This is a genomic window from Paenibacillus tyrphae (assembly GCF_024158745.1).
GTDB classification, from domain to species: domain Bacteria; phylum Bacillota; class Bacilli; order Paenibacillales; family NBRC-103111; genus Paenibacillus_G; species Paenibacillus_G tyrfis_A.
Window position 1 is genome coordinate 355,149 of the sequence record NZ_JAMZAW010000003.1, and the last position, 21,046, is coordinate 376,194.

The following is a 21,046-nucleotide window of genomic DNA, read 5'->3' on the forward strand; positions in this document are numbered from 1 at the left end:
TCCCCTATTCGTCGAAGCCGTCGATCCGAATGGTCGCAGACGGCTCATGCCAAGTCACGCCAAGCCCCAAACCTTCGGCCACAAATCGCAGAGGAACCATCGTTCTTCCTTCGACGAGCCGGGGAGGGGAGTCAAGCGTGACGGGCGTTCCGTTAAGATAAGCTTCCGGCCGGTCCACACGGCAGAACAGAACCGCTCCGGCTTTACTGATCGTGACCGTCCGGTCTTCGTCGTTCCAGACCACGAGCGCGCCGAACGCCTCGGATACGGGACGGATGTGGATATAGGCGGCCCCGCCGATCCGTACGGGCGGCATCTCGAATTTCAGGGACACGGTATCCGTCAATAGGTTCTCCGCCGGCAGAGGAACGATTTGGCCGCCGGACGCCGTGCTAATCTGCTCCGCCAATTGTTCCAGCGCCTTGTATTCGTCCGCAGAATACAAGCTTTTCTCCAGCGCCTTCAGCTCGGTGATCAGCTCCGAAGCGACCTTATCCGCCGCTTCTCCCGTGACCGACTCGACGAGATTCAATTGAAGAAGCAGCTCCGCTTTCTTCGCGCCGGTCCACTGCTTCCGCAGCTTCGTCAGCGCCGCTTCCAACTCCTGCTGCGCTGTCCCGTTCTGGCCGCTCGCCGCGGCTTCCAGCTTCGCCATCGCTTCTTCCAACGACTCCCGCTTCTCCGCCAGTCCGCTGTCAATCGCTTTCCGCTGCGCCTCCACCCCGGCCCACTGCGCCAACAGCTTCGTTTCCGTCGCGGCATCTCTAGCGGCCGACGCCTCAGCCAACTGCTTCGCCAGCGCAGCGGCCTGCTTGGTCAGCTCCGCTGTCAGCAGAGCTTTTACCTCCCGCTTCTCCGCATCCAGAGCCGCTTGATTGGCCGCAGCCTGCGCCTGCAGCTCCGCGGCCAGCTTCGCATTGCCGGACTTCGCGGCCGCTCCGGCCAGCTGCTCCAGCTCCGCCTGCTTCGCCTTAATCGCTTCAAGCGCGACGGCGGCGGCCGCAGCATCCTTAGGCTGCCCGAGGGGACCTGCGGCGGCCGCCGAAGCTTTCAGCTTCGCTTGCAGCTCCTCCGCGAGCTTCGTGTCCCCTGCCGCCTCTGCCTGCTTCAGCTGCGCTTCCAGCTTCTTCCGCTCCTCGCCGAGCGTTTCCCCCAACGAGCTGGCTTTCGTCTGCAGATCGGCCAGCGCCTCCAGAGGATCGCCCATCCGCCCGAGCAGCTTATTCGCTTCCTCCTGTTTTCCGCCGTCCAGCGCCTCAAGAAAAGCTGCGCCCGCTTCGAGACGGTTCTGCTCCAACGCCTGCTGCGTCGCGGCGTTCGGCTTGTTGTCCTGAACGGCGGTCTGGCTGTCCTTCTGCAGCTTGTCCGCCTCCTTCTTCAGCTGTTGGATCTGCTTGGCGAGCTCGTCTGCCGGCAGCAGGCTATACATTTGGCCTTGACCGTCGATCCAGATTTCCAGCTTGAGCTGATCGATCTGGGCAGCCGATACCGCCTTCTTCCCCTTCGGGTCGGCGATGTCCCGAAAATCCGCGCTGCGGGACAAGTCGAACCAGGCCCCGTCCACAAACTCCGACTTGTAATACGTCCCCTGTCCGGACGCCTTCATCGTCGTCTTCGCGGCAGCGAAATTTTGTTTCGTCAGCGCATCCTTATGAATGAGATACGTTCCGACGATCAGGTACCCCGGCTTGTCCGCCGCTTCCGGCGGCAGCTTGGCGGCTGCGGGCAAAGCCCCTCCGGTCAGCGCCACCGCAAGCGCGAACGCGGCGGCAAGCCATTTTGTGCCGTTTTGACCGCGCATGGCTACTCCCCTTTTCCTTTAAGCGTGACCGGAAGCGCCCCCGAAGAACCGTACCCGTCCGGAACGGCTTCCGCGATCACCTCGGCATCTTTGTAGAACTGCACCTTCAACCCGCTCATATCGGCAAAGACGACATTCAAATGCACCAGTTTTCCGTCCAGAGGAACTTTGCCGCCAATGGGCCTGCCGTCTTTGGTGAGCAGCGCAAAGGCGGTTGCGCCCAACTCCTTCGGTACTTGGACGGTCAGCTCGCCGGTGACGCCTTCGACCGCGTCTTTCACGGTCCATTTTCCGCTGAAGGTGCGTCCTCCGCCCGGTTCGGGCGGTTGCTCCCCGATCGGCTCCAGCCCGTCGTCAATAGCCAGATAAGGAAGCGTTCCCGGCTTCCAGGCCGAATCGAGCGCGCCTGCGGAGACGACGTTCAGCGCCGACAAGGCGCTCTTGTAAGCGTAGTACCCGGCTATCGCCCCCTTCTGCGCTTCTTCCGAAGCCTGGCTCGCTTTCTCGAATTCGTCATCCTTGATCCAGCCGACGGCGTGCTTTTTGCTTGCCGCTTCCAGCTCGGTTTTTCGCGTGTCAACCAGCTTTAACGCCTGCGCATAAGCTTCTTCGGCGGTCTTGGCGTCGAGGTACGACTTTTTCACTTTGTTGATCAGCTTTTTGCGGGTGTCCTGTTCCTTCAGCCGGGCTTTGTCCGCCTCCAGCATCGACACCGGAAGCGAATACGGCGCGTCGTCGAAATAACGCAGCCCGTCATATTCCCCTTGCAGCACGACTTTCGGCACCGGCAGTATGATCGGAACGATAGGAACCGGGATCAAGAAAATCCCCTCCCACTTCCGCTTGATCTCGCCGAGCAAGCTGTCGTAGTTCGCCATGAACAGCTCGTAATCCATCGCCGGAGTAGAATACATCGCTTCAATCAGCCGCATGTCTTTCTCGCCGAATTTGGCGGAGTACAGCTTGCGTGTCAGATGGACCTTTTCCTCCGCCATTTTCCGGCTTTCCGTATCTTTATACAGCTCGAAATCATGCTTCTCCGCATAAGCGATAAACTTCCACATTTGCTCCTGCGTGAGCACAATATAATCAGGCTTCGCCTCCGCCGTGAACGCCGATTCGGGATCGATGCCCAGCTTCTCCCCGAGCTGCAGCTTGGCCGATTTGAGCGCCAGACGGGCCACTTTCAGCTCGGATTGCGCGCGATCCACGGCTTCCTTCTGCCTATCCGCTTCTTCTTGTCCGGCGGCCCCGAACTTCAACTTCGTCTCCAGCATTGTCTGCCGTTTTTGGGCCTGCGCCCATTTTTGCTCCAGCAGCGCTGCGTTATCCGCCGCCTGAAGCGTCGTAAAATAAAGCTTCTCCACCTCCGAACGCAGCTGCAGCTCCTTGCTCGCCAGCTCCCGTTTGGCTTCGCCCAGCAGCTTGCGCGCTTCCGGAACTTTGAGGCCGATGCCCAAATCTTGGGATAAACTATGCGGTTTCGCAAGCAGGCTGCTGTCTTTTTCGTTCTGATTCGTTACGGCGCCCTGCGCTTGCGTCAGCTCTATCGTCTTGGCTTGAATCTGAAGGCGGGATTGCGCAAGCTCCCCCGACTCTGCCGCTGCCAGCTTTAACGCTTCCTCCAGCGTAATTCGCCGCTCTTCCGCCAGCGCGCCCGAAGGCGTTAGGCCTTGTACGATCACCGCCGCCGCCACAAGCGCGACGGCTGCTTTTTGCAGCTTTCTCAAAGAACCCACTCCCGCCTCTCCGTATGCGACACGATTCGCCATTCTTTTTTCCACCACGCCTCCATACTACTATGAATTCCCAGCCCGAAACATCCATTTTGTTCTAAAAATGTCGAACTTTCGTTGCCTGCTTCAGGCGAGTGTAGTAGTATGAAGGTAACGAAGCAAAGCACGCGACTTTACAAAATAAAAAGGGGTGCGGCAAGATGGGACAACTTGTATGCGGAGGCGCGACGATCCGGTGCAGCTTCGGCAATGCGCCGGCTTCGCTTCAGGTATTGCCGGCGAACCGGGTCACAACCTCCATGCCGATTGCCAACATTATGGACAACAAGCCGATGGTCAACGTGCTGCCTTTCGGGATGTGCAGTTCTATGGCCAACCCGCAGGTCGCTGCGGCAACGGCGGCCAAATTCGGCGTCATGACCCCGATGCCTTGCGTGCCCGTGACCGCTGCACCATGGGCACCAGGCTCTCCGACCGTTCTTATCGGCAATATGCCCGCCTTGAACAACAGCTCGAAGCTTGTCTGTTCCTGGGGCGGATTGATCGAAATTGCAGTTCCTGGTCAAGCGACCATTCAAGTGCCGTAGAAGGAGCGACGAGTAGTGATTGAAACGATGATCAAGCCGTTTATCGCCCCATTGCAGAAGAAAATAGCCACCCCGCTGAAGCAAACGGCCGCTCTGCCGAAGCTGGCGGTCAAGAAGGCGGCCAACGCCTTCAAAACAATGCTGACCGCCAAGGAAGTCACCAAGCAAAGCTACGTGCCGATCGGCAATTACTATGTGCAAAAAAAGCTAATTGTCATTGTGGCGCTGGTCCTGCTGGCGCTCGTGTATTTCATCTGGATCAACCCCCCGGCCTTCGTGAGCCGCATGTTCGGATTCGTGCCGACCCTCCATGAGCAGAGCGGAACCCCTCTCACCTACACGGGCAAAGCCAAAGTATTCGATCAAGCCGGCTGGTTCAAATACGAAGGGGAGCTGAAGGACGGCGTCTTTCAAGGCCCCGGGAAGCTGTACGATCCCAAAGGAAAGCTGAACCGGCAGGGCGAGTTCGACAAAGGACAGCTTTCATCCGGCGAAGAGCTCGATCCCGACGGCACGCTGCTGTACCTCGGAGGCTTTGCCGAGGGACTGTACTCGGGCACGGGCACCCTGTTCCACCCGAACGGCAAAATCCGCTACCAGGGCGAGTTTCAGGCTGGCATGCCTGCGGGAAAAGGCAAGGCGTTCGACGAGAACGGCAAAGTCGTGTACGAAGGAAGCTTCGCAGGCGGACTCTACTCCGGAGACGGTACCGAATATTATCCCGGCGGCGCGGTAAAGTACCAGGGTCAGTTTCTGGCGGGAAAATATAACGGCGCAGGCAAGCTGCTCTCCGAATCGGGCGCGATATTTTACGAAGGCGGATTCACAAACGGATCGTACTCAGGCGAAGGCACGGAGTACTTTGGAACAGGGTCTGCCAAGTATAAAGGGGCATTTATGGCAGGCCGGTACAGCGGAACGGGACAAGCCTATTACGAAAACGGAAACCCGAAATACAGCGGGGACTTTGTCGCCGGCGTGTACAGCGGGAACGGAGAGGCCTTCTCCGAAAACGGCCAGCCGATTTATAAAGGAAGGTTCGCGGGCGGACTGTACGACGGATTGGGGCAGCAGCTCGGCAAGGACGGAAAGCCGACATACCTTGGTTTCTTTCGGCAGGGCCAGCCGGATTATACCGCCTTTCTGGGGATGACCGGGGCCAAAATCGAAGAGCTGCTTGGTAAAGCGCCAGAAACCACGGTCGTCGACACCCCTGACGGAACGCCGGAGCTGCTGATGAGCTACCGCAATTACCGGATGGCGTTTACCGTGAAATTATCGCAGTCCGACCCCCAGACCACCTATATTGCGGCTGTGAAGCTGACCGATCCGGATACGATCGAAGCTCTGGCGGCGAGCTTTGAAGAGCGTTACCGCAAGCTCATCAAGGACGATCCGAAGCAAATCCTGCTGGCGAAAACAAGCCTCAGCGTATCGCCGGACGAACGGAGAGACATTTATATCGCCGATTCGTATGTTTACCGTTTCCTCTACAACCCCGCCCATACGCTGAAAGAGCTTGAAGTGTCCGGCGGCCAAAAAGCGGAGAAATCGAAGCACTAGCCCGGCCTTCTCCGCTTGGCTAGACTGCCATTGAACTATCGTCTTCCGATAGTTCAATGATTAATGGTACTGACCGGTTATGTTGTCATCCATATCTTTCAGTAATTTGGAGAGCAGCACAATTTGACCTGCATGATAACCGTAATGTGCAGCAACCTGAATCAGCAGAAGTCTAATGACTCTTACATCATAGGTTTCGTCATCCGACGCATCAACTCGATGCATGTTATTCCAATCCTCTAGAGTATACCGGATTGTGACTTCCCTTTTTAAATCGTCCTCAGATAAGGTTGATAATGTACTGATCGATTCGGACCGTGTTCTCAAAAGAAGATTTTTCAATTCATCCCTAGTCATGCCGCCCTTGGGATCAAACTCTCGTCGGGAGCGTTCCCTAATGAACGGTTTGTTACCGATTGCACTTACGAAATTTTGATATTCGTTTCCTGCTAAATGCAAGCAAAGATTTCCGATACTGTTTGTCGAAGCCTTCAGCTTTTTCCAAATCAAATCATCATCGAGATGATCCAGGCTCTTTATAATGCGATAGAGCTGCTTATCCACGTCTTCGAGCACGTTCTTTACTATCTCCAGCATAGCTGTACACCTCTGTATCTGTTTTTTTGGGTACAAGTGCTCATTACTTTTATTATTCGCAAACAACCGCTTGCGTTCTCCGATTACCTTCGTCGAGAACGTATATCGTCTTCCTGCTCATCGTCCGCCCAATCATCCTCATCCTCATCCGTGAAAAAGCTCTTTCCTTCTTCCTCCATCGCGAATCCTTGTTCCTCTTCCTCATCCATGGCAAAACCCTGTTCCTCTTCCTCCATCAAGAAATTTTCTTCCTCTCCCGCCGCGAGGCTCCGTTCGTCTTCGTCCACTTCTTCCTCCGACTCGGACTCGTCCACATCGGATTCCGAGTCGGTATCAATGTTGTAAGAGAACTTGGGAACGTATTTCGAGTCTTTGTCCATCTTTGCTTGTTCCGACTTCGGAATACTGGCGTACGTTCTCGGGATGAGCCGGTTAATCGTACCCGCATTCGCTTCGATATCGTATCCATAAGTTGCCGCCTCGCTCAACCATCCCGGGCCGCTGCGCTCCGGAATATGAGGGCATTTGTCCATCCAGTCGTCGTTGCCGGCCTTATACTCTCCATAGTTAGCCATCATGCAGATTAAGCAAGGACGCTTCAAGCCCTTCACATGCCCCGCCCTAAACTTCTCGTCATCGTTCAAATACTTCTTGATCCGCCGTTCGGCATGGAGGTCCACATTTTTCTTGCCCTGCTTCTCCGTCTCCATCGCAACGATAGGCTTGGCGTCAAGGGCATCCGACAAATGGGCGTATTCCTCCGGCAGTTCGTCCTGCAAAAGACGCGCTTTGATTTTTTCCAAATGCCGGACCACTCGTTCCTTTACTTCCGGGAGCATTTTGGGAAATTTCTTGGCCTCGGTTTCTTCGTATTCCTGCACAATGTTCTCCAACAATCCCTTCGTGCTTAGCCCGGTTTCATCCACCTTTTCCTTCTTGTTCTTCTTAACAAAGTTTTTCTTGTTCTTATTCTCGTTCGCAGCGAGATAAAACCGGTTATCGTCGAACAGCCCGGCTTGAACCTCCTGGGTCTTCCCTTTAAGCTTGAAATAAAAGGCGGAGGATATCCAGCGCAGCACTTGATCCGTCCGGTTGTTCTCATAGCTTTTCGGTGGAATCAAGGACTCCGTGTTATTGTTGTACAAATCGTTGACGTTGACGTGCTCTTGATGCGAACCTGCATTTTTCTCTGCCGCAGCTGCGAACGTTAAAGGAACCTTATGAATTTCCCCGGCGGCCAAGCTTACGTTCGAATTTTCCCATTTGGAGTCGGTTAAACCTTCGTTCATTTTGGCTTTGACTCTCTTGAAATAGGCTTTCTTCTGCTCCAAACGTCTTTTGGCCAATGCCGATTGCCGCTTGCTTTTTTCTTCCTTGCTCTGTTGTTCTTCTTCATTCAGCTTTTTGGATTTGATCACTTTCTTTTTCTTTTTTTTCCGTTTCGTATCGTCTTCTGTGTTTTTCCTTTTCGTTGCCGGCTTACGCGTATCAGACTCTTCTTTCTTCCCCATAAGCTGCAAGACCGCCTGGTTCCCCAAGCTCCTCTGGAGCTGTATCATCGCTTGCAGGGGCGGAAGCAAAGACCCTGCTCCCGCTCGGGTCCGAGCTTGGCCGGATTCCGCCGTAGGGTCGGCCGTTCTATGCGCAATCGTCGGACGAACGGGCATTGGAGCTTCCTCGCTTTCTCGCTGTTTGATGCTTATTTGCTGTCCGTCCCGGCGGCCGCTTCGCGTTCGGAGAAGGACAGATCCGTTGCGGCCGCCTGTTGTGCCGTATCCTTGTTGCCGCGCACCGCCCACCATCTCAAACGCAAGCTTGAGCCTTCGGCCGGAGACAGCAGCTTCAGCCCGATCCGAAACGTTCCTCTCCGCGGATAGACGACCGTCCCTACGGATACTTTGGGCAGACCGATATCGTAATCGCTTCCCTGGAACACATCGGAAGCTCCGTAAAATACGCTCTCGTTCACGTTCAGAAGATCCGGAATCATATCGTTATCGGCAACCTCCACACCGACCGTAACCATCACCTGCCCCGGCCCAAGACCGTGGCTGATTTCATCCGTATAATAGCTCCGCTCCTGCTTGCCGAACGAGATCATGCCGCTTTTGACGATCCCCCCGGCCAAAGGAAGGTCCACGACGCCGCTGCTGATTTCTTCTTGAGCGGACTTTTGCTCCGGCAGTCCTAACGTGAAGTCAAAACGGCCCTTGTCCGCCCGGTAGCCTACGGAAAACTGCGGCGGCTCGTCCGCTCCAAGCTGCCGTACGGAGGTGTCGGCCGTAAACGCCGCCCTGTCGCTGCCGCCGCCCGGCGAGCTGCTGCCTGTTCGCCTTGCCAGGATGCCGAGCAGAGGCGAATTCGCGATCAGCTCGTTAAACGGCAGCGGCGTCACATGATCGATGACGTAGCTTGGGCCCATCTGCAACAGGCTGATTTTGGCCAGCACGACCTCCGGTTCCGCCGGTGAGCCCAGCGCCTCATCCATCGATCGGGACGCATAAATCTCCCACAGCTTCTCTTCCGTATCCGCCACAATTTCAATCGTCTGCGAGCAAGCGGACTCCACCTGAATACGCCGGTCGCCGATCGTGATAACCGCCGTGCCGGGCTTCGAACCGAAATCTCCTTTTTCCCCCGCGCTCCCGGCTGCCCTTACCGACCACCGGACGACGAAATCGTCCGATTTGTTGTCGGCAGGCACATCGACCCGGATTTTGCCGGCGGTTGAACAACCCAAGCCCTCCACCAATGGAAAAAGCCCGCCGAGCGGTTCGTACTCAAATGTAATCGGCGGCGTTTGCAGCGTCTTCTCGACCCGGAGCCGGGCTTCGAACGTCTCGCCCTCCGTCACGTAACGAGGCACCGTTTGCAGCACCCGAACGTGCCCGTCATCGTACAGAACGGCGGTCGCCAGTGCAAACTCGTTCCACTCGAATTGCGCGGGCTCCGGCGCGCTTTCCCGGATGAACAAGCGGTACCCTTCCACCACCCGGTTATATTCGCTAATCTCATCCGGGCGGGCCGAGCTATTCGCCACCGCATGTACGGGCTCCTTGCCTTTCTCGTCGTAAGCGATGCAAAGGTATACGTTTTTGGCGTAATCGTTATTGTTGAAGCCCTCCATCATCGAGAGCTTGAGCGTCACCGGGGAGGAGACCGTAATTTCCCGTCCGAGGCCGTCCAACGCGAGCCCGGACTGCACCGATACCGACTTGTCGTCCACCGCGACCACCTGCAAACCCGCCACTACGCCGCTTCCGAACAGCAGCCGGTTGAGCAGACGCCGCTTGTCGTTGAAATATTTTTGCTCGGATTCGAAATCTCGGACCGTCAGCAGCTTGCCGTAAAAGTACCGGTTGCGTTCAAACGGAAAAAACCTGGACTTTTTCATGCTCCGCTTCCTCTTTCATCGTTTAATGTTATTCAAGCTCCGAATCGAGACCGAGTCTCGTATGAATGTCCATGCGGTTGTCGCGCTCCACATCGATCAGCACCGTATGATAAGGCAGGGTGGCGCGCCGGTCCAGCTTCAGCCAAGACGGCTCGGCCAGAGTCGTATTGATGCCAAGGTACGTATGCATATCCATATTCATCCACGGCTGCAGCACAATCAGCTTGGCTTCCGTGAAAGCGGGCTTCTGGGCGTCCAATAGCTGCTGCAGCACATATTTTTGTTTATCCGAAGCGGCATGCTCCGGTTTCACCAGAACGCAAAACGTGTATGGATCGTCGCTGTACAGCCGGCTCGCGGTTTCGCGGAACTCGGCATTTTCCAACAAGTGCCGGATTTGAAAATGCTCGATAATCATCGGCGCCTCGCCCGTGTAAATCTCCACCATCCGCGAAATGGCCGCCCGGGTCCCCCGGAACCGATATAAGTCGGGGGCTTCACGCATCCACAATCGCAGCTGCTGTTCCGTCCAGTGCTCATCCGGCGAAAGGCCCAGCCACGAGGCAAGCCACCGCAGGTAAGGACCGTCCGTCGCATCCGGGTCGAAATAGCGCGCGATCCCGGCGATCGTCTCGTCCGTCTCCTCCATAAAGGTGGCGAACAGCGATAAATAACGCTCCAGAAAGCCCCGGCTCTTCTCGTCCTCCTGGTACACGGCCGGAAGATACGATAAATAGGACATGCGCGGATCGTAAATGCGGAGCCTGCGAAGCAGCGGGGAAGCCGTTTCGCTGCCGATCCACTCCAGCTTCAGCCATAAGTACCGCCCCTTGGCCGACACCAGCAGCGCATCCTTCGGATTCGTTAACGTATGCGTCCACAGCGGTTTCAAAGCATCCAGCTTCTCCTTGGCCGGAATAGCCGGGTCGGAAATATATTGATCCAGATCGAGCACGCGTCCGCCGAGCGCCACCGTTTTGCGGTCGGAGGCGAACCAGGACAGACGCAGCTGCAATCCCTCTTCCACGTCCGCATCCAGCACCGCTTTGTGCCATTCGTTTTCGCTGCGGGTGCTATCCAGAGAATAGGAGATCCACGTTCCTTCGTAGCGGCCATTCCCGCAGGAATTCGTGCGGGGCAATAGCTGCAGCACAGTGACGGTTTCTTCGGCACGGTTCCAGGCATAAAGCTGCCCGCTCGCATTCGTCAGCAGCTTGTCGGACCGCCCGTGGTACGAAGCAATCGGCCGGACGGTGCATTCTTCTTCGGACATCTCGGCCAAGAGCAGGGAATGCCGGTTTTCGCCGGCCGCTTCGCCCGAGGCGTCCCCGATAAACAAGCCTCCCCGTCCGTCAAGCGCGATACCTGAAGGCCTTGGCTGACGGACGGCTTCGCTATACCATTCCGACTCGCTGCCATCCGGCAGACGAAACAGCCGTCCCGTCCCGGTATCCAGCAGCCAGACGGTCCCGTCCTCCGTCCCGGCCAGTTGAAACCGCCCCCGCAACGCTTCCATTCTGTCAGGGAGTACCCGATCCGGATCGATCTCCGTTTCCGCCAGCAGCTGGCCCGAGGAACCAAGCCTCAGCAAGACGAGTCTGTCGCCATCCACAATGGCGAGCACCAGAAACTGCCCGCCCGCCTGGGTTGCCCCCAAGGGATACAAGCTTTCCCCGCGGTAGTCGCTGTAGCTCCATACCGCTTGGCTGTTACCGGCATGAAAGGCAATAAGCGGCGTATCGGCATGGGGATCTGCGGCCAGTACCGTATCTCCTACGGCCGCCAAGTAAGCGGAGGAGGTGAAGGTGCCGTGCCCTTCGCGAAGCAGAGGTTCCAGATGGCGGTTATCCGGATCGTACAGCCACAGGGCGGCTGACTCATCCAGCAGGTAGATTCGGTCCTGTCGGCCGGGAGTTATATCCGCAATCGCTCCGGGTCCCTCGCCTTCCCATTCCACAAGTGAAATTTTCGCCGCAATGCCGTACTGCTCCGTTTGCATGAGCGCAAGTCCGGCGGAATCGATGCTAACGTTACAGGTCATTCCCCGTTTCCAATCCGACGGCTTGTTCAGCGAGAAGAACCGGAAAGGTCCCACCATGCGCCGCCCCCTTTGTCATAGCTCGGTTAAGCTGATTAGTTCGATGTCGTGCTCTCCGGAATAAACGAGCCCATACGGCGGGATTTGAATATCGCCGTCGGCATCTTTATGAAATCCTTTGCCTTCCGCCGAAATCCACAAGTCTTGAATGTAGCTGACCCCCGGAATCCGATTGATGACGCCGTAAATGTCTCCCTTGTACACGGTCCGTCCGAAAGCCCATCCGCTCGTTCCATCCTTGTTGTCGAAAGGCTGAAGCAGTCGGGTCAGCTCGCGGATGACAACATCAGCCTCGTCCTTGAACGATGGCTCTACCACAATAACGGCATGCACGCTAATCTCAATATATTCCGGCGGCAAAATTTGAATGTCCGTCGTAATCATCCGGCGCTTGTCCAAATGCCGTCTCACCGTTTCCATAAACCCTCGGCTTGGCACGGGCTTCGGCGATTCGCTGTAGGGCACCACCACGACGGAAAGAGCCGCCGGCGACCGGTCTGCAGGATACTGCTTCAGCCCTTTGCGGAATAAAGGCAGCGCCCGCGCTCTCGCTACACGCAGGCCCGGCGTATTCAGCACGATCCGCTCCACGTCCTCCGCCGTCACGGCGGTTGCGGGCTGCTGCAGCTCCATTCTCGCTCTCAGCTTGGCCTCCTCCAGCGTTTCCGGAGCGCAGCCGCCCGTAGCGACCGTCCGGTTCACGGGGCGCACAAGCTCCAACTCCGGCCACGGCTCGGCGAAACGCTGAATCAAGGCGGCGTTAATATTCCCGGACACGCCTTCGGTCGAACGAAGGGCAAGCACCACAATGTTCGGCTCGTCGGATGGCGGAGGCGCCATCCCTTTCTCGTTGTCGCCGAAGAGAACGATGCCGTTCAGCGGGTCGAGAAGGAAATGCCGGTCGTCCGGACCGGACCGGTCAAAGTCGTCGACCCGGTGCCAGTCATACCAGAGCCATTCGCCAGATACAGCGTCCTTTTCTCCGACTTGGAGCCGGAATGCTTCGGCGGCGACTGAAACGCAGGGAAGCTCGAAGCGCTGATGGGGCAGCCCGTTTCCCGCACCGATCCGCCGCTGATCGCGAAACTGCCCGGTATGGCAAATGACCCTTACCCGTCCGATGCCGTCCGGCGGCGCCTGTCCGCCCGCCTCCTCCCCGAAAGCGATCCGAACCGTCTTGCTCTCACCGTTGCGGCTTAAAGCGTAAACTTTCCTTTTATCCTCCGGGACCTTAGGCGGCAGATCGCCGGCCTCACTCCATTCCTCCCAAGTCACTTGGTCCTCCAAACGGACTTGAATCCGCACCGTGCCGAAGAAAGCCAAATAATGACTGATTTCCAGCAATTGTTCGCTCTGCCCGTCCCAGTCGAACTCCTCCATCAGACTCCATGTGTCGTACTGGAAGGCGGTCACCGCATTAAACGCCACATGCTCGATCTTGGGCGGAAGCTCAAATCCCGGTTCGACGACCTCGCAGCAGATCCAATACCGCTCCCTGTCTAACGCCGGCCCCACGATTCTCGGCTGCATAGGCCGCTCCAGCCGGAACAACAGCTTGCCGCTTTGCGACAAATGGTTCGTCTCGTCCCGCCGCAAATCGACCGGCTGCCAGTCCGCAGGACGGTCCTCTTCGCCGTCGCCGAACATCCGCCACGCCAGCTTGGCCGAAGGAATGCGTTCTCGTTCGGGGTCCTGCACCGGAACGATAGGGTAGTTCTCGAATAATCGGATCGACAGGGTGAGCAGTTGATTCGTCGGCAGCGGTTCGGCGAACCCGATGTACAGTCGGCTGCCCGCTTCCCCCTTGGCCCCGAATGCCGGAAACGATACGTTGCGCCCCTCGTTGGAGGCGGTATAGTCGAAATAACCGGAGTCGGTCGCGACAATCAGTTTGTCCGGGATAGCGGGAACGAGCAAAAGCGGCTCCGCCGTCTCGAAGGTCAGCCCGCCTGCCGACAGCTTGGTTCCGCGGGGAAGCTTGGATTGCACGGCGACGCCTTCGAATTGAACTTCGACCGAAGCCGGTACGGCTCCCCGGGGCTTCACGCCAAGCAGCTTGAGAAATTTCAGCTCATTGGCTTCGGTGACCCGGTTTAAGTAATACTGCTGCATCTCGATGAGCCAAGTCAGCATTTCGAGCATCGTCATGCCCGGATCATGCGCGTTCTCGTCGGTCCATGCCGGATAAAGCGCAGGGATTTGCTTCCGGGCCGCTTCTACCATATGCTCGTACATGCGGTCATCCAAATTCGGCAGCTTGAGCATGCTTGTCCCCCTCCCGTCCCTTACACGATCTCGATAGCCAGCTTATGAATGCCTTCGGTGACGATGCCGTGCGGAATCGAAGACATGTTTTCGGGCAGCAGCTCCGTGCGCTCTCCGTCCTCCAGCTTCGTTACCGTCATGGTCAGACGGTCGACATGATGGATCGACCCGATGGATTTCAGCAGCGCATAGAACATGGACAGGTGCAGCGGCTTGCCGATTTCCCACCCGTTTCCGTTCAAGCCTCCAACCAGCGGATGCAGGAAGCGGCCGATTTTACCCAGCGCCTGACTTTCGGCCGCAGCCGCTTCCTCCATGCTTTTTACGGCCAATACCGCCTGTACGCCGATCTCCAGCCAGGCCGGCCCGATCACTTGAATGCTGCCCGGGAACGCGGTCGGATAAGCTGCGCGCTCCCGGAGATAGCTCTCGATCCGTTTCCTCAGCTCGATAAAAGAAGGGCCTTCGTGAAAGCCCGTTTTCGGCAGGACGACCAGCGTGACGCAGCCCATTTCTTTCTCCATGCGGACGTTGCGCGCGGGCAGGCATTTCACCTTGCCGATGCCCGGATAAGCCTCCCGCACGAGCCATTCGTAATCCTCCGCCGTCACCGCGCGTCCCCGGTGCTTGACCAACTGCGGTCCGCGTTTCAGCGCCTCCTGCAGCGATTCGGGCTCGCAGCCGCCGGAAGCGGGCTCGTGGTTCATGACGCTCTGGACGAAGGCAATGGACGTTTGCAGTTGGTTAATCGCCAGCCGATCCAAATTCCCCCGTTCTCCCCCGCCGGTTTTGTAGTTCACCTTGATTCGTTCGATATCTGAATTCGGTAGACGCTTCCCGTGAACCCCGTCCCCGAAATAGATCCGGCCGGTGGAACGATCTATCCGGTAGTGCCGGTCTGCCGGACCCGAAGCGAGGAAATTCGCCACCCGCTCGTAGCGGATCCAGCACTTCAGCACTTGCCCTTCCGAATCGCGCACGATGTCTGCCCGTCCTTCGTCGAGCTCCAGATCAGCCAGCTCTTCCTTCGCCAAATGCCCGGTTTCGTCCACCCACACCTCCTCCGAAATGACCGGCGGGCGGGCCAGGACGACGCCGGGCGACTCGTCCGGGAATTCGCCTGCGGCCGCCGCCTGCGGCGTTTCCTGCTCGACCGTCTCCTGCTGGATCGCCGCAACGGTGTTCAAATGAACCCCCTGGATTAACGGACAGGGGCTCGGCGAGCTGTCCGAATCGAACCTTGCGTCCTTGTTCACCGCGCGAATCCAATACCGGTCCCGGCCCCATATCCGAAGCTCCGCCAAATCGGACGGCGAATAGAAAAGAACCGTACCGCTCTGCGTAAACCCGTTCGTGCCGTCCGTCGTCTTCAAGGGACGCCAGCTTCCCGCCCCCGCCCCATATTCCCACTCGATAAGCGGGATGTCGCCGGACGCCGCTTTTTGCATCAGCACGGAAAAATAAAGACTGATCGGTCCGCGGACGGGGGCCCGGTCAAATCCGAAATAAACGGCCGGCTTGCCGCCCTCGGGCAACCGGAAAGGAGCAAAGGGACGGCCGCTGCCCCCCGTTTGCCCCGAGCAGTCCCGGCTCTCCGCGTTGTTGCGGTTCCAGCACGCTTCAGGCGGGTAGAGCGGCTCGTCGTAAGCGTACTTCAGCCGGACTTGCTCGATCCAGGGTGACAAATAGAGCGGGTTCGCCGAATACAAGTGCTCGATATGTAAAATCCGCGCGCGAATCCAATAGTTCCATTCCGAATTGACGAACGTCTGCTCCAGATCGGCCGGACATACAAAAGCAAACTCCGCACGGCCCTCCACAGGATGATAAAACAGCGTTTCCGCCGCTGCCGGAACGGGCAGCCTCACCCAAGCCAAACCGTTCCAATATTCCCATACGACACGGGTAATCGAGACCGGATCGGGGATATCGACCTTGTCCACATCTTTTTTCTTCATAATCGGCTTCCAGTCGATGTGCGGCGGCTTCTCCGGGATCAGCCGGTGCTCCCTACGCGATAAGCGGAAGCTGACCGTTATTTTGCCGCCCCGCTTGCTGAGTGGTTCCGCGCATGCGGCATAAAACGTTCCGAACGGCGCGAACAGATCGCCGAACGGATAACCGCCGCCCGAATCGATTTGGAGATCGCCGAAATACATCCGCTCCGGCTCGATTCCACCGTCGCCGTGAAGGTCCGCATAATCCGCCTTGATGCGCAGTCCGTCCAGTTCCAGCTCCGCCAGATCCGGAGTGCCCGAAGCTGCGCCAAGCGAACGAACCTTGCACCGCAGCCATCTTCCGGCGCCTTCCTCCAGCTCCGTCTCTTCCCAAGGGGCAAGCTTACGTTTGGTCAAAATCAACCGGTTTCCCCGGCTTTCCACCTCCTCGAACGGAACCCAAGCCCCGCCCGAGAAGTAGCTCCACGTCACCGCCCCGCTGTCCGCCAAACGTTCCGATAAGCCAGCCTCCTTGAACCGCTTCTGCGAATGCGTCAGCTCCAGCTCGATTCTCGCTTCATGCTTCAGCCTGAACAAATGATCGTGCTTTAGAAGCAGGCTATGCTCCTGCACGTCGCCCTCCGCCCCGAACCGGAACAGCGCCGCCGGCCGCTCCTCTCCCGAGGGAGCGTTAAGCCGGACGATCCGGTCGTGACGGACGCTGACATTGTACATGTCCGTAAGCCGGGCGGGTGTAACCATGACGGAATGCGCCGTTTCGAAGACGACCGGTTCTCCGCCTTCCGAAGGCGTTCCAGCCACCTTCGTCCCTTTGGGCACCGGAACGGTCTCCTGCGATCCCTCGCTTAAATAAAAGGTCAGGTAGCTTTTGGCCGGAAGGGAGGACTGCTGGGACACATCCAGCATATTGAGGAAAGCGACGAAATTTTTATGCGGCACTTGGTTAAGCCTGGAGATATTGTCCCCCAGCATCCGCGCGAACAGTAGAAACAAGGCCGTTCCCGGATCGGGGTCCTCCGGCGTGAATCTCCATTCGGGCGTATAAAAGGGCGTCATTTCCTGCATTTGTCGAATCAGCGCCGGGACATCCCGCGCGTCGATCGGAGGAACCCGCATCCGTGAACCGCCTCCTTTCCTAGCCTATTCGGCTGCTCATTTCGTGCCTTCATGAATATAGAACGGATACACCTGATTAAATAAGTTGTTCGTCGATCGGACCTCGTACCGGATGCGGATCATCACTTTGCCGGGATCGTCCGTATCCGGCTCCGCCCGGACCTCGACCTCGTGCACCCGAGGCTCCCAGATGCGGATCGCTTCCGCGATGTCCGACTCCAGCAGATGCATCGTCGTCTCGTCCGTCGAGCCGAACAGAAAGCGCTCCACGCCGCAGCCGAAATCCGGCCTCATCACACGTTCCCCTTTGCCGGTCCATACAATAATGCGAATCGCTTCGGCGATGTCCTCTTCATATTCGGACATTTTGATGCGGCCGGTCACTTCATCCACTTCGACGGGGAATTTCCATCCTCTGCCCAAAAACGACTTCACCCGTGCGCCTCCCTTGGCCGATTAGTTGATTTTGACCAGGCTGCCCTTAATGTTCACGACCCCGTCCGATTTGATATCGACGGAGGCGCTGCCTTTCAGCGCCAGACTCGCGGAAGCCTCGATGTTTACCTGGGTCGATTTGACGGTAATCTGCTTGTTGCTCTCGATCTGGATATCGCCCTTGGCATTCATGGTGATAACCGAAGTGCTCGACGTGATCTTGATTTCGTTCGCGGACCCGCCTTGAATGACAATCGAATGATTTCCGCTGGAATCGGCGATTTTGACCGAGCTTTCCTTATCCAAAAGCTCGACGATCTGGCCTTTTTGGGTTTTGACCGTGATCTTGCCCTCCGCGTCGTTGTCGTCAAAAATCAGCTCATGGCCCGACCGCGACTTGAATTTGCGCACGTCGTTCTTGTCGTTTTTCCCTTCGGGAGAAGGGTCCTTCTTATTCCACAGCGTGCCGATCACATAAGGCTGCCGGGCCTCCCCGAGATGAAAGGCGACCAGTACCTCGTCCCCCACCTCGGGAATGAACAGCGTCCCGCGGTCTTTCCCGGCCATCAGCGTGGCGATCCGGGTCCAATCGGTTTCCGTCTCCCCTTCGCGGAGCGGGAGCTTCAGCTTGACCCGGGCCAGGTTTTCCGGGTCCTTGTTGTCCGTCACGACAGCCACCATCACGCCGTTGATTTTCGGCGTCAGCGATTCCAGCGCTTCGTTCGGGTTTAATGGGAAAGGAAACTCGTTCATGTCAGCCCACCGCATTTCCTTGAACTTTAAAAGTAGTCATATACCCGGAGGCGTCAATCCGGTGCGTAGAGGACGTAATATAGTACGGTTGGTTGAGAACTCGCCCCAATCCCTCCAGCTTAATATACCGGCCCGCGCAAAGTTCAGGCAGGCCGATGCATTCGCCATGCCCGGAAATCAGCTTCATGGCCCGCTCGTTCATAACCGCCTCCGCCTTCGCTTTCGCCTCTTCCGCGGAATCAACGTTCGCACCGATATTTTCCTCGAACTCGCCATGCGTTTTTAACAAATCTTTGCCCGTCTTGGAGCCGGAGCCAAGCTTGGTGATCTCCGTAGCCGAAGCGACGATCGGCTTCTGCTGCTTGTCGTCCCAACCGCGCACCGTCACTTTGGTAATCTGGTCGGCGAGGTTCATATCGGTGGAGAAGCTGCGCAAATTTTGGCCATAGCTCAAGGTGAGCACGCTGGAAGTCCCCGTAAGCGGCTTGCGGAAATACATCGTTTTGCCCACGAGAAAAAAGTCGTAATTGCACATCAGCGCCATGTACCTAAGAAATTTAAAGTCGCTCATTCCTTTTTGGTCGATCGTGCCGATCACGGTTTGCGTATCGTCGACGATCACTTTGGGCACATATTTTTGGCCGATCTCCTTAGCTACGTCGCTGTACTTTTTGTCAATCCAATAGCCGGCTTTCGAGCCTTTCATCATCAGCGTCGACTTGTCCATGCCCTTCACCCGGAGGGTCGGATGGCCCTGTGCCGGATAATCGGCGGTGACTGAGGTGATGATCCCGTAAAATACCGTTTTCAGCTTGTCTGTGTAGCCCATTTTCACTTCCAGCGTTTTACCCAGAACAAAATATTGAGCCAGCCATTTAAAATCCCGCTTGACGATATCGTAGGCGTTTTTCACGGAAAAATCGACGTAGTTTGCTTTAGGTTCGACGCTTGTCGTGACGGTGATGGAGGGAATGGCCATACTTTCGGTGACAATATTGGAGCCATCGATATAAATCTCGTAGGCGGGTGCGTAGAAATTCCGGTATTTGCTTTCCAGCTCGTCAAACGTATACGTCTTGGTTTCCAGCGACATGGGCCATTCCCCTTTCTTCGTTATGTATTGGCAGGACGATGGCAGCGGCTATTCCAGCCTCGGAACGATCAGTCTGCGCCCGGCTTCAATGTGCCTGGGGTTATCGATCTTGTTCGCTCTGGCAATTTCGCGCCATAGTCCGGGATTTTCGTATTCTTGGGCAGCAATCATCCATAGCTGGTCGCCTTGGTTGAACCGCTTTTGCTTCGTGCGGTCGGCGGACTGGCGGGGAATATGCTGGAACTGCTCTTTCATGCTCATGACGGCCTTAAAGGTCACATGGAGCGTAGCTCGCACCGGTATTCCGGAATCGAGAAACATCGTAAATTTTTGCGAAACCTTTTCGACAATGCCTTTAAAATTCAAGGAGCCCCATACAAAACGGCAGGGCGGCGGCGCGTGCAAATCTTTATCCACATCGAGCAGCTTAACGACTCTGGAGGTGTGGGCGCGGACATCCGTGCCTTTCTCGTAGCTGTCGAAGAACAGGTCCATTGACAGCGTCGTTGCTTCCCCGCTCACAAACTGGGCAATCGGCGCGTTCAAGCCGGGAATCGTTTGCCAGGCAAATTTATTGGACGACTCCAACTGGTATTCCTTCGGGTTAAACAGCACCTCGATCTCCTGCCGGCTGCCGCCTTCTACAATAATTTTCGCTTTCGTTAAAGCCATGCCGTCTCATCCTTTGCAAGTCCGGGAATCGCGGCCACAGAGGTCAAAGCCCGCTCCGCTGCCGCTCGAATTTGATTTTGTTTTCCAGTTCTCTGTACACTTGGTCGACAAAACGATCCAAGTCCGGTAAAGCCGTCTGAGATGCGTTCGAAAGCTCGATTTTCATCGCTTCAAGCTGGGCGGAAACTTGGCTGACGGCCTGTGCCGCCGCTTGCTGCGTCAAGGTCCGGGTATCCGGCTTTTGCTTTTTATGGTACTCGATTTCGGAACGCACAGCCCGGTAGGACGGGCTCGGCGTGGCGGCGGCCTTGGCATGCTGCTGAGCCGTACGCGTCTGTGGCGGGACACGAGGCGTTAAAGTGCCTGCCGCACTGGCGGGCACCGTGGGCGAGCGCAGCGCGACAGCTTGCGGCCGATGCAATTGCAAAGGCAATGACGCGGCTTGGGCCGGCTGGGTGCCTGAGACGCTCGCGGGCATTACGTGTTGGTGCTGCTCGTCAGTCTGCGACCGATGCAGTTGCAATGTGCGTTGCGGCACTCCGGGCGACAAGACGCCAGAGACGCTCGCGGGCACCGTGGACCGACGAGACGCGACTGCCTGCGACGGATGCAACTGCAACGGGCGATATGATGCTCCCGGCGGCAAGGCGCCCAGAGCATTCACGGGCATCGCGAATGGCCGATCCGCAACTGCCTGCGACTGATACAGCTCCAACGGACGTTGCGGTGCGCGGGGCGGCAACACACCCAAGACGCTCGCAGCCATCGCGGACGAACGCTGCGCGTCAGCCTGCGACGGATGCATCTGCAACGCACGTTGCGGCGATCCAGGAGACAAGACGCCCGAGGCGTTCGCAGGCATCGCGGACAAACGTTGCGCGTTAGCCTGCGACGTCTGCATCTGCAACGCGCGAGACAGCAACACACCCGAGGCGTTTGCGAACATCGCGGGCGAACGATGCGCGTCAGCCTGTGGCT

General features: G+C 57.3%; 15 protein-coding genes. 2 read left to right on the forward strand and 13 right to left on the reverse strand.

Going from position 1 to position 21,046, the window contains the following annotated elements; all coding sequences use genetic code 11:
* Nucleotides 1–4: 4 nt before the first annotated feature.
* A complete protein-coding gene (locus NI000_RS06760; RefSeq protein WP_253408919.1) occupies nucleotides 5–1,801 on the reverse strand; it encodes a stalk domain-containing protein in 1,797 nt (598 codons plus the stop codon).
* Nucleotides 1,802–1,803: 2 nt separating this feature from the next.
* Nucleotides 1,804–3,540, reverse strand: a complete 1,737-nt coding sequence (locus NI000_RS06765; protein ID WP_253408921.1) for a TolC family protein — start codon at nucleotides 3,538–3,540, stop codon at nucleotides 1,804–1,806.
* A 197-nt stretch (nucleotides 3,541–3,737) separates the two neighbouring features.
* Between NI000_RS06765 and NI000_RS06770 the strand changes: the two genes are divergently transcribed.
* Together NI000_RS06770 and NI000_RS06775 are read left to right on the forward strand one after the other, a co-directional pair.
* On the forward strand, nucleotides 3,738–4,124 hold the full coding sequence (locus NI000_RS06770) for a DUF4280 domain-containing protein (RefSeq protein ID WP_253408923.1): 387 nt from the start codon (nucleotides 3,738–3,740) through the stop codon (nucleotides 4,122–4,124).
* A 15-nt stretch (nucleotides 4,125–4,139) separates the two neighbouring features.
* Entirely contained in the window at nucleotides 4,140–5,687 is a 1,548-nt protein-coding gene (locus tag NI000_RS06775; protein ID WP_253408925.1) for an MORN repeat-containing protein, read from the forward strand.
* Between the two features lie 60 nt (nucleotides 5,688–5,747).
* Here the strand turns inward: NI000_RS06775 and NI000_RS06780 are convergent, their stop codons facing one another.
* The 11 genes from NI000_RS06780 to NI000_RS06830 all read right to left on the reverse strand — a co-directional run bounded on the left by NI000_RS06780 (nucleotide 5,748) and on the right by NI000_RS06830 (nucleotide 20,546).
* Nucleotides 5,748–6,284 (reverse strand): DinB family protein, encoded by a 537-nt coding sequence (locus NI000_RS06780; protein ID WP_253408927.1) that lies wholly within the window; start codon nucleotides 6,282–6,284, stop codon nucleotides 5,748–5,750.
* Nucleotides 6,285–6,367: 83 nt separating this feature from the next.
* Nucleotides 6,368–7,795: a hypothetical protein gene (locus NI000_RS06785; protein ID WP_253408929.1), complete on the reverse strand. Its 1,428-nt coding sequence runs from the start codon at nucleotides 7,793–7,795 to the stop codon at nucleotides 6,368–6,370.
* 188 nt (nucleotides 7,796–7,983) lie between these two features.
* Complete coding sequence (locus NI000_RS06790; RefSeq protein ID WP_253408931.1) at nucleotides 7,984–9,678, reverse strand: hypothetical protein; 1,695 nt, start codon at nucleotides 9,676–9,678, stop codon at nucleotides 7,984–7,986.
* Between the two features lie 28 nt (nucleotides 9,679–9,706).
* On the reverse strand, nucleotides 9,707–11,776 hold the full coding sequence (locus tag NI000_RS06795) for a phage tail protein (protein WP_253408933.1): 2,070 nt from the start codon (nucleotides 11,774–11,776) through the stop codon (nucleotides 9,707–9,709).
* Between the two features lie 15 nt (nucleotides 11,777–11,791).
* Nucleotides 11,792–14,041, reverse strand: coding sequence for a putative baseplate assembly protein (locus NI000_RS06800; RefSeq protein ID WP_253408935.1), 2,250 nt, complete (start codon nucleotides 14,039–14,041; stop codon nucleotides 11,792–11,794).
* Nucleotides 14,042–14,061: 20 nt separating this feature from the next.
* On the reverse strand, nucleotides 14,062–17,115 hold the full coding sequence (locus tag NI000_RS06805) for a baseplate J/gp47 family protein (protein WP_253408937.1): 3,054 nt from the start codon (nucleotides 17,113–17,115) through the stop codon (nucleotides 14,062–14,064).
* Nucleotides 17,116–17,151: 36 nt separating this feature from the next.
* On the reverse strand, nucleotides 17,152–17,550 hold the full coding sequence (locus tag NI000_RS06810) for a GPW/gp25 family protein (RefSeq protein WP_253408938.1): 399 nt from the start codon (nucleotides 17,548–17,550) through the stop codon (nucleotides 17,152–17,154).
* Between the two features lie 21 nt (nucleotides 17,551–17,571).
* Nucleotides 17,572–18,303, reverse strand: a complete 732-nt coding sequence (locus tag NI000_RS06815; RefSeq protein WP_253408940.1) for a phage baseplate assembly protein V — start codon at nucleotides 18,301–18,303, stop codon at nucleotides 17,572–17,574.
* 1 nt (nucleotide 18,304) lies between these two features.
* Nucleotides 18,305–19,396 carry a phage late control D family protein gene (locus NI000_RS06820; RefSeq protein ID WP_253408942.1) on the reverse strand — a complete coding sequence of 364 codons (1,092 nt, stop codon included), beginning with the start codon at nucleotides 19,394–19,396 and terminating at the stop codon, nucleotides 18,305–18,307.
* A gap of 48 nt (nucleotides 19,397–19,444) precedes the next feature.
* Complete coding sequence (locus NI000_RS06825; protein WP_253408944.1) at nucleotides 19,445–20,068, reverse strand: CIS tube protein; 624 nt, start codon at nucleotides 20,066–20,068, stop codon at nucleotides 19,445–19,447.
* Between the two features lie 43 nt (nucleotides 20,069–20,111).
* Entirely contained in the window at nucleotides 20,112–20,546 is a 435-nt protein-coding gene (locus NI000_RS06830) for a hypothetical protein (RefSeq protein ID WP_253408946.1), read from the reverse strand.
* Nucleotides 20,547–21,046: the final 500 nt, after the last annotated feature.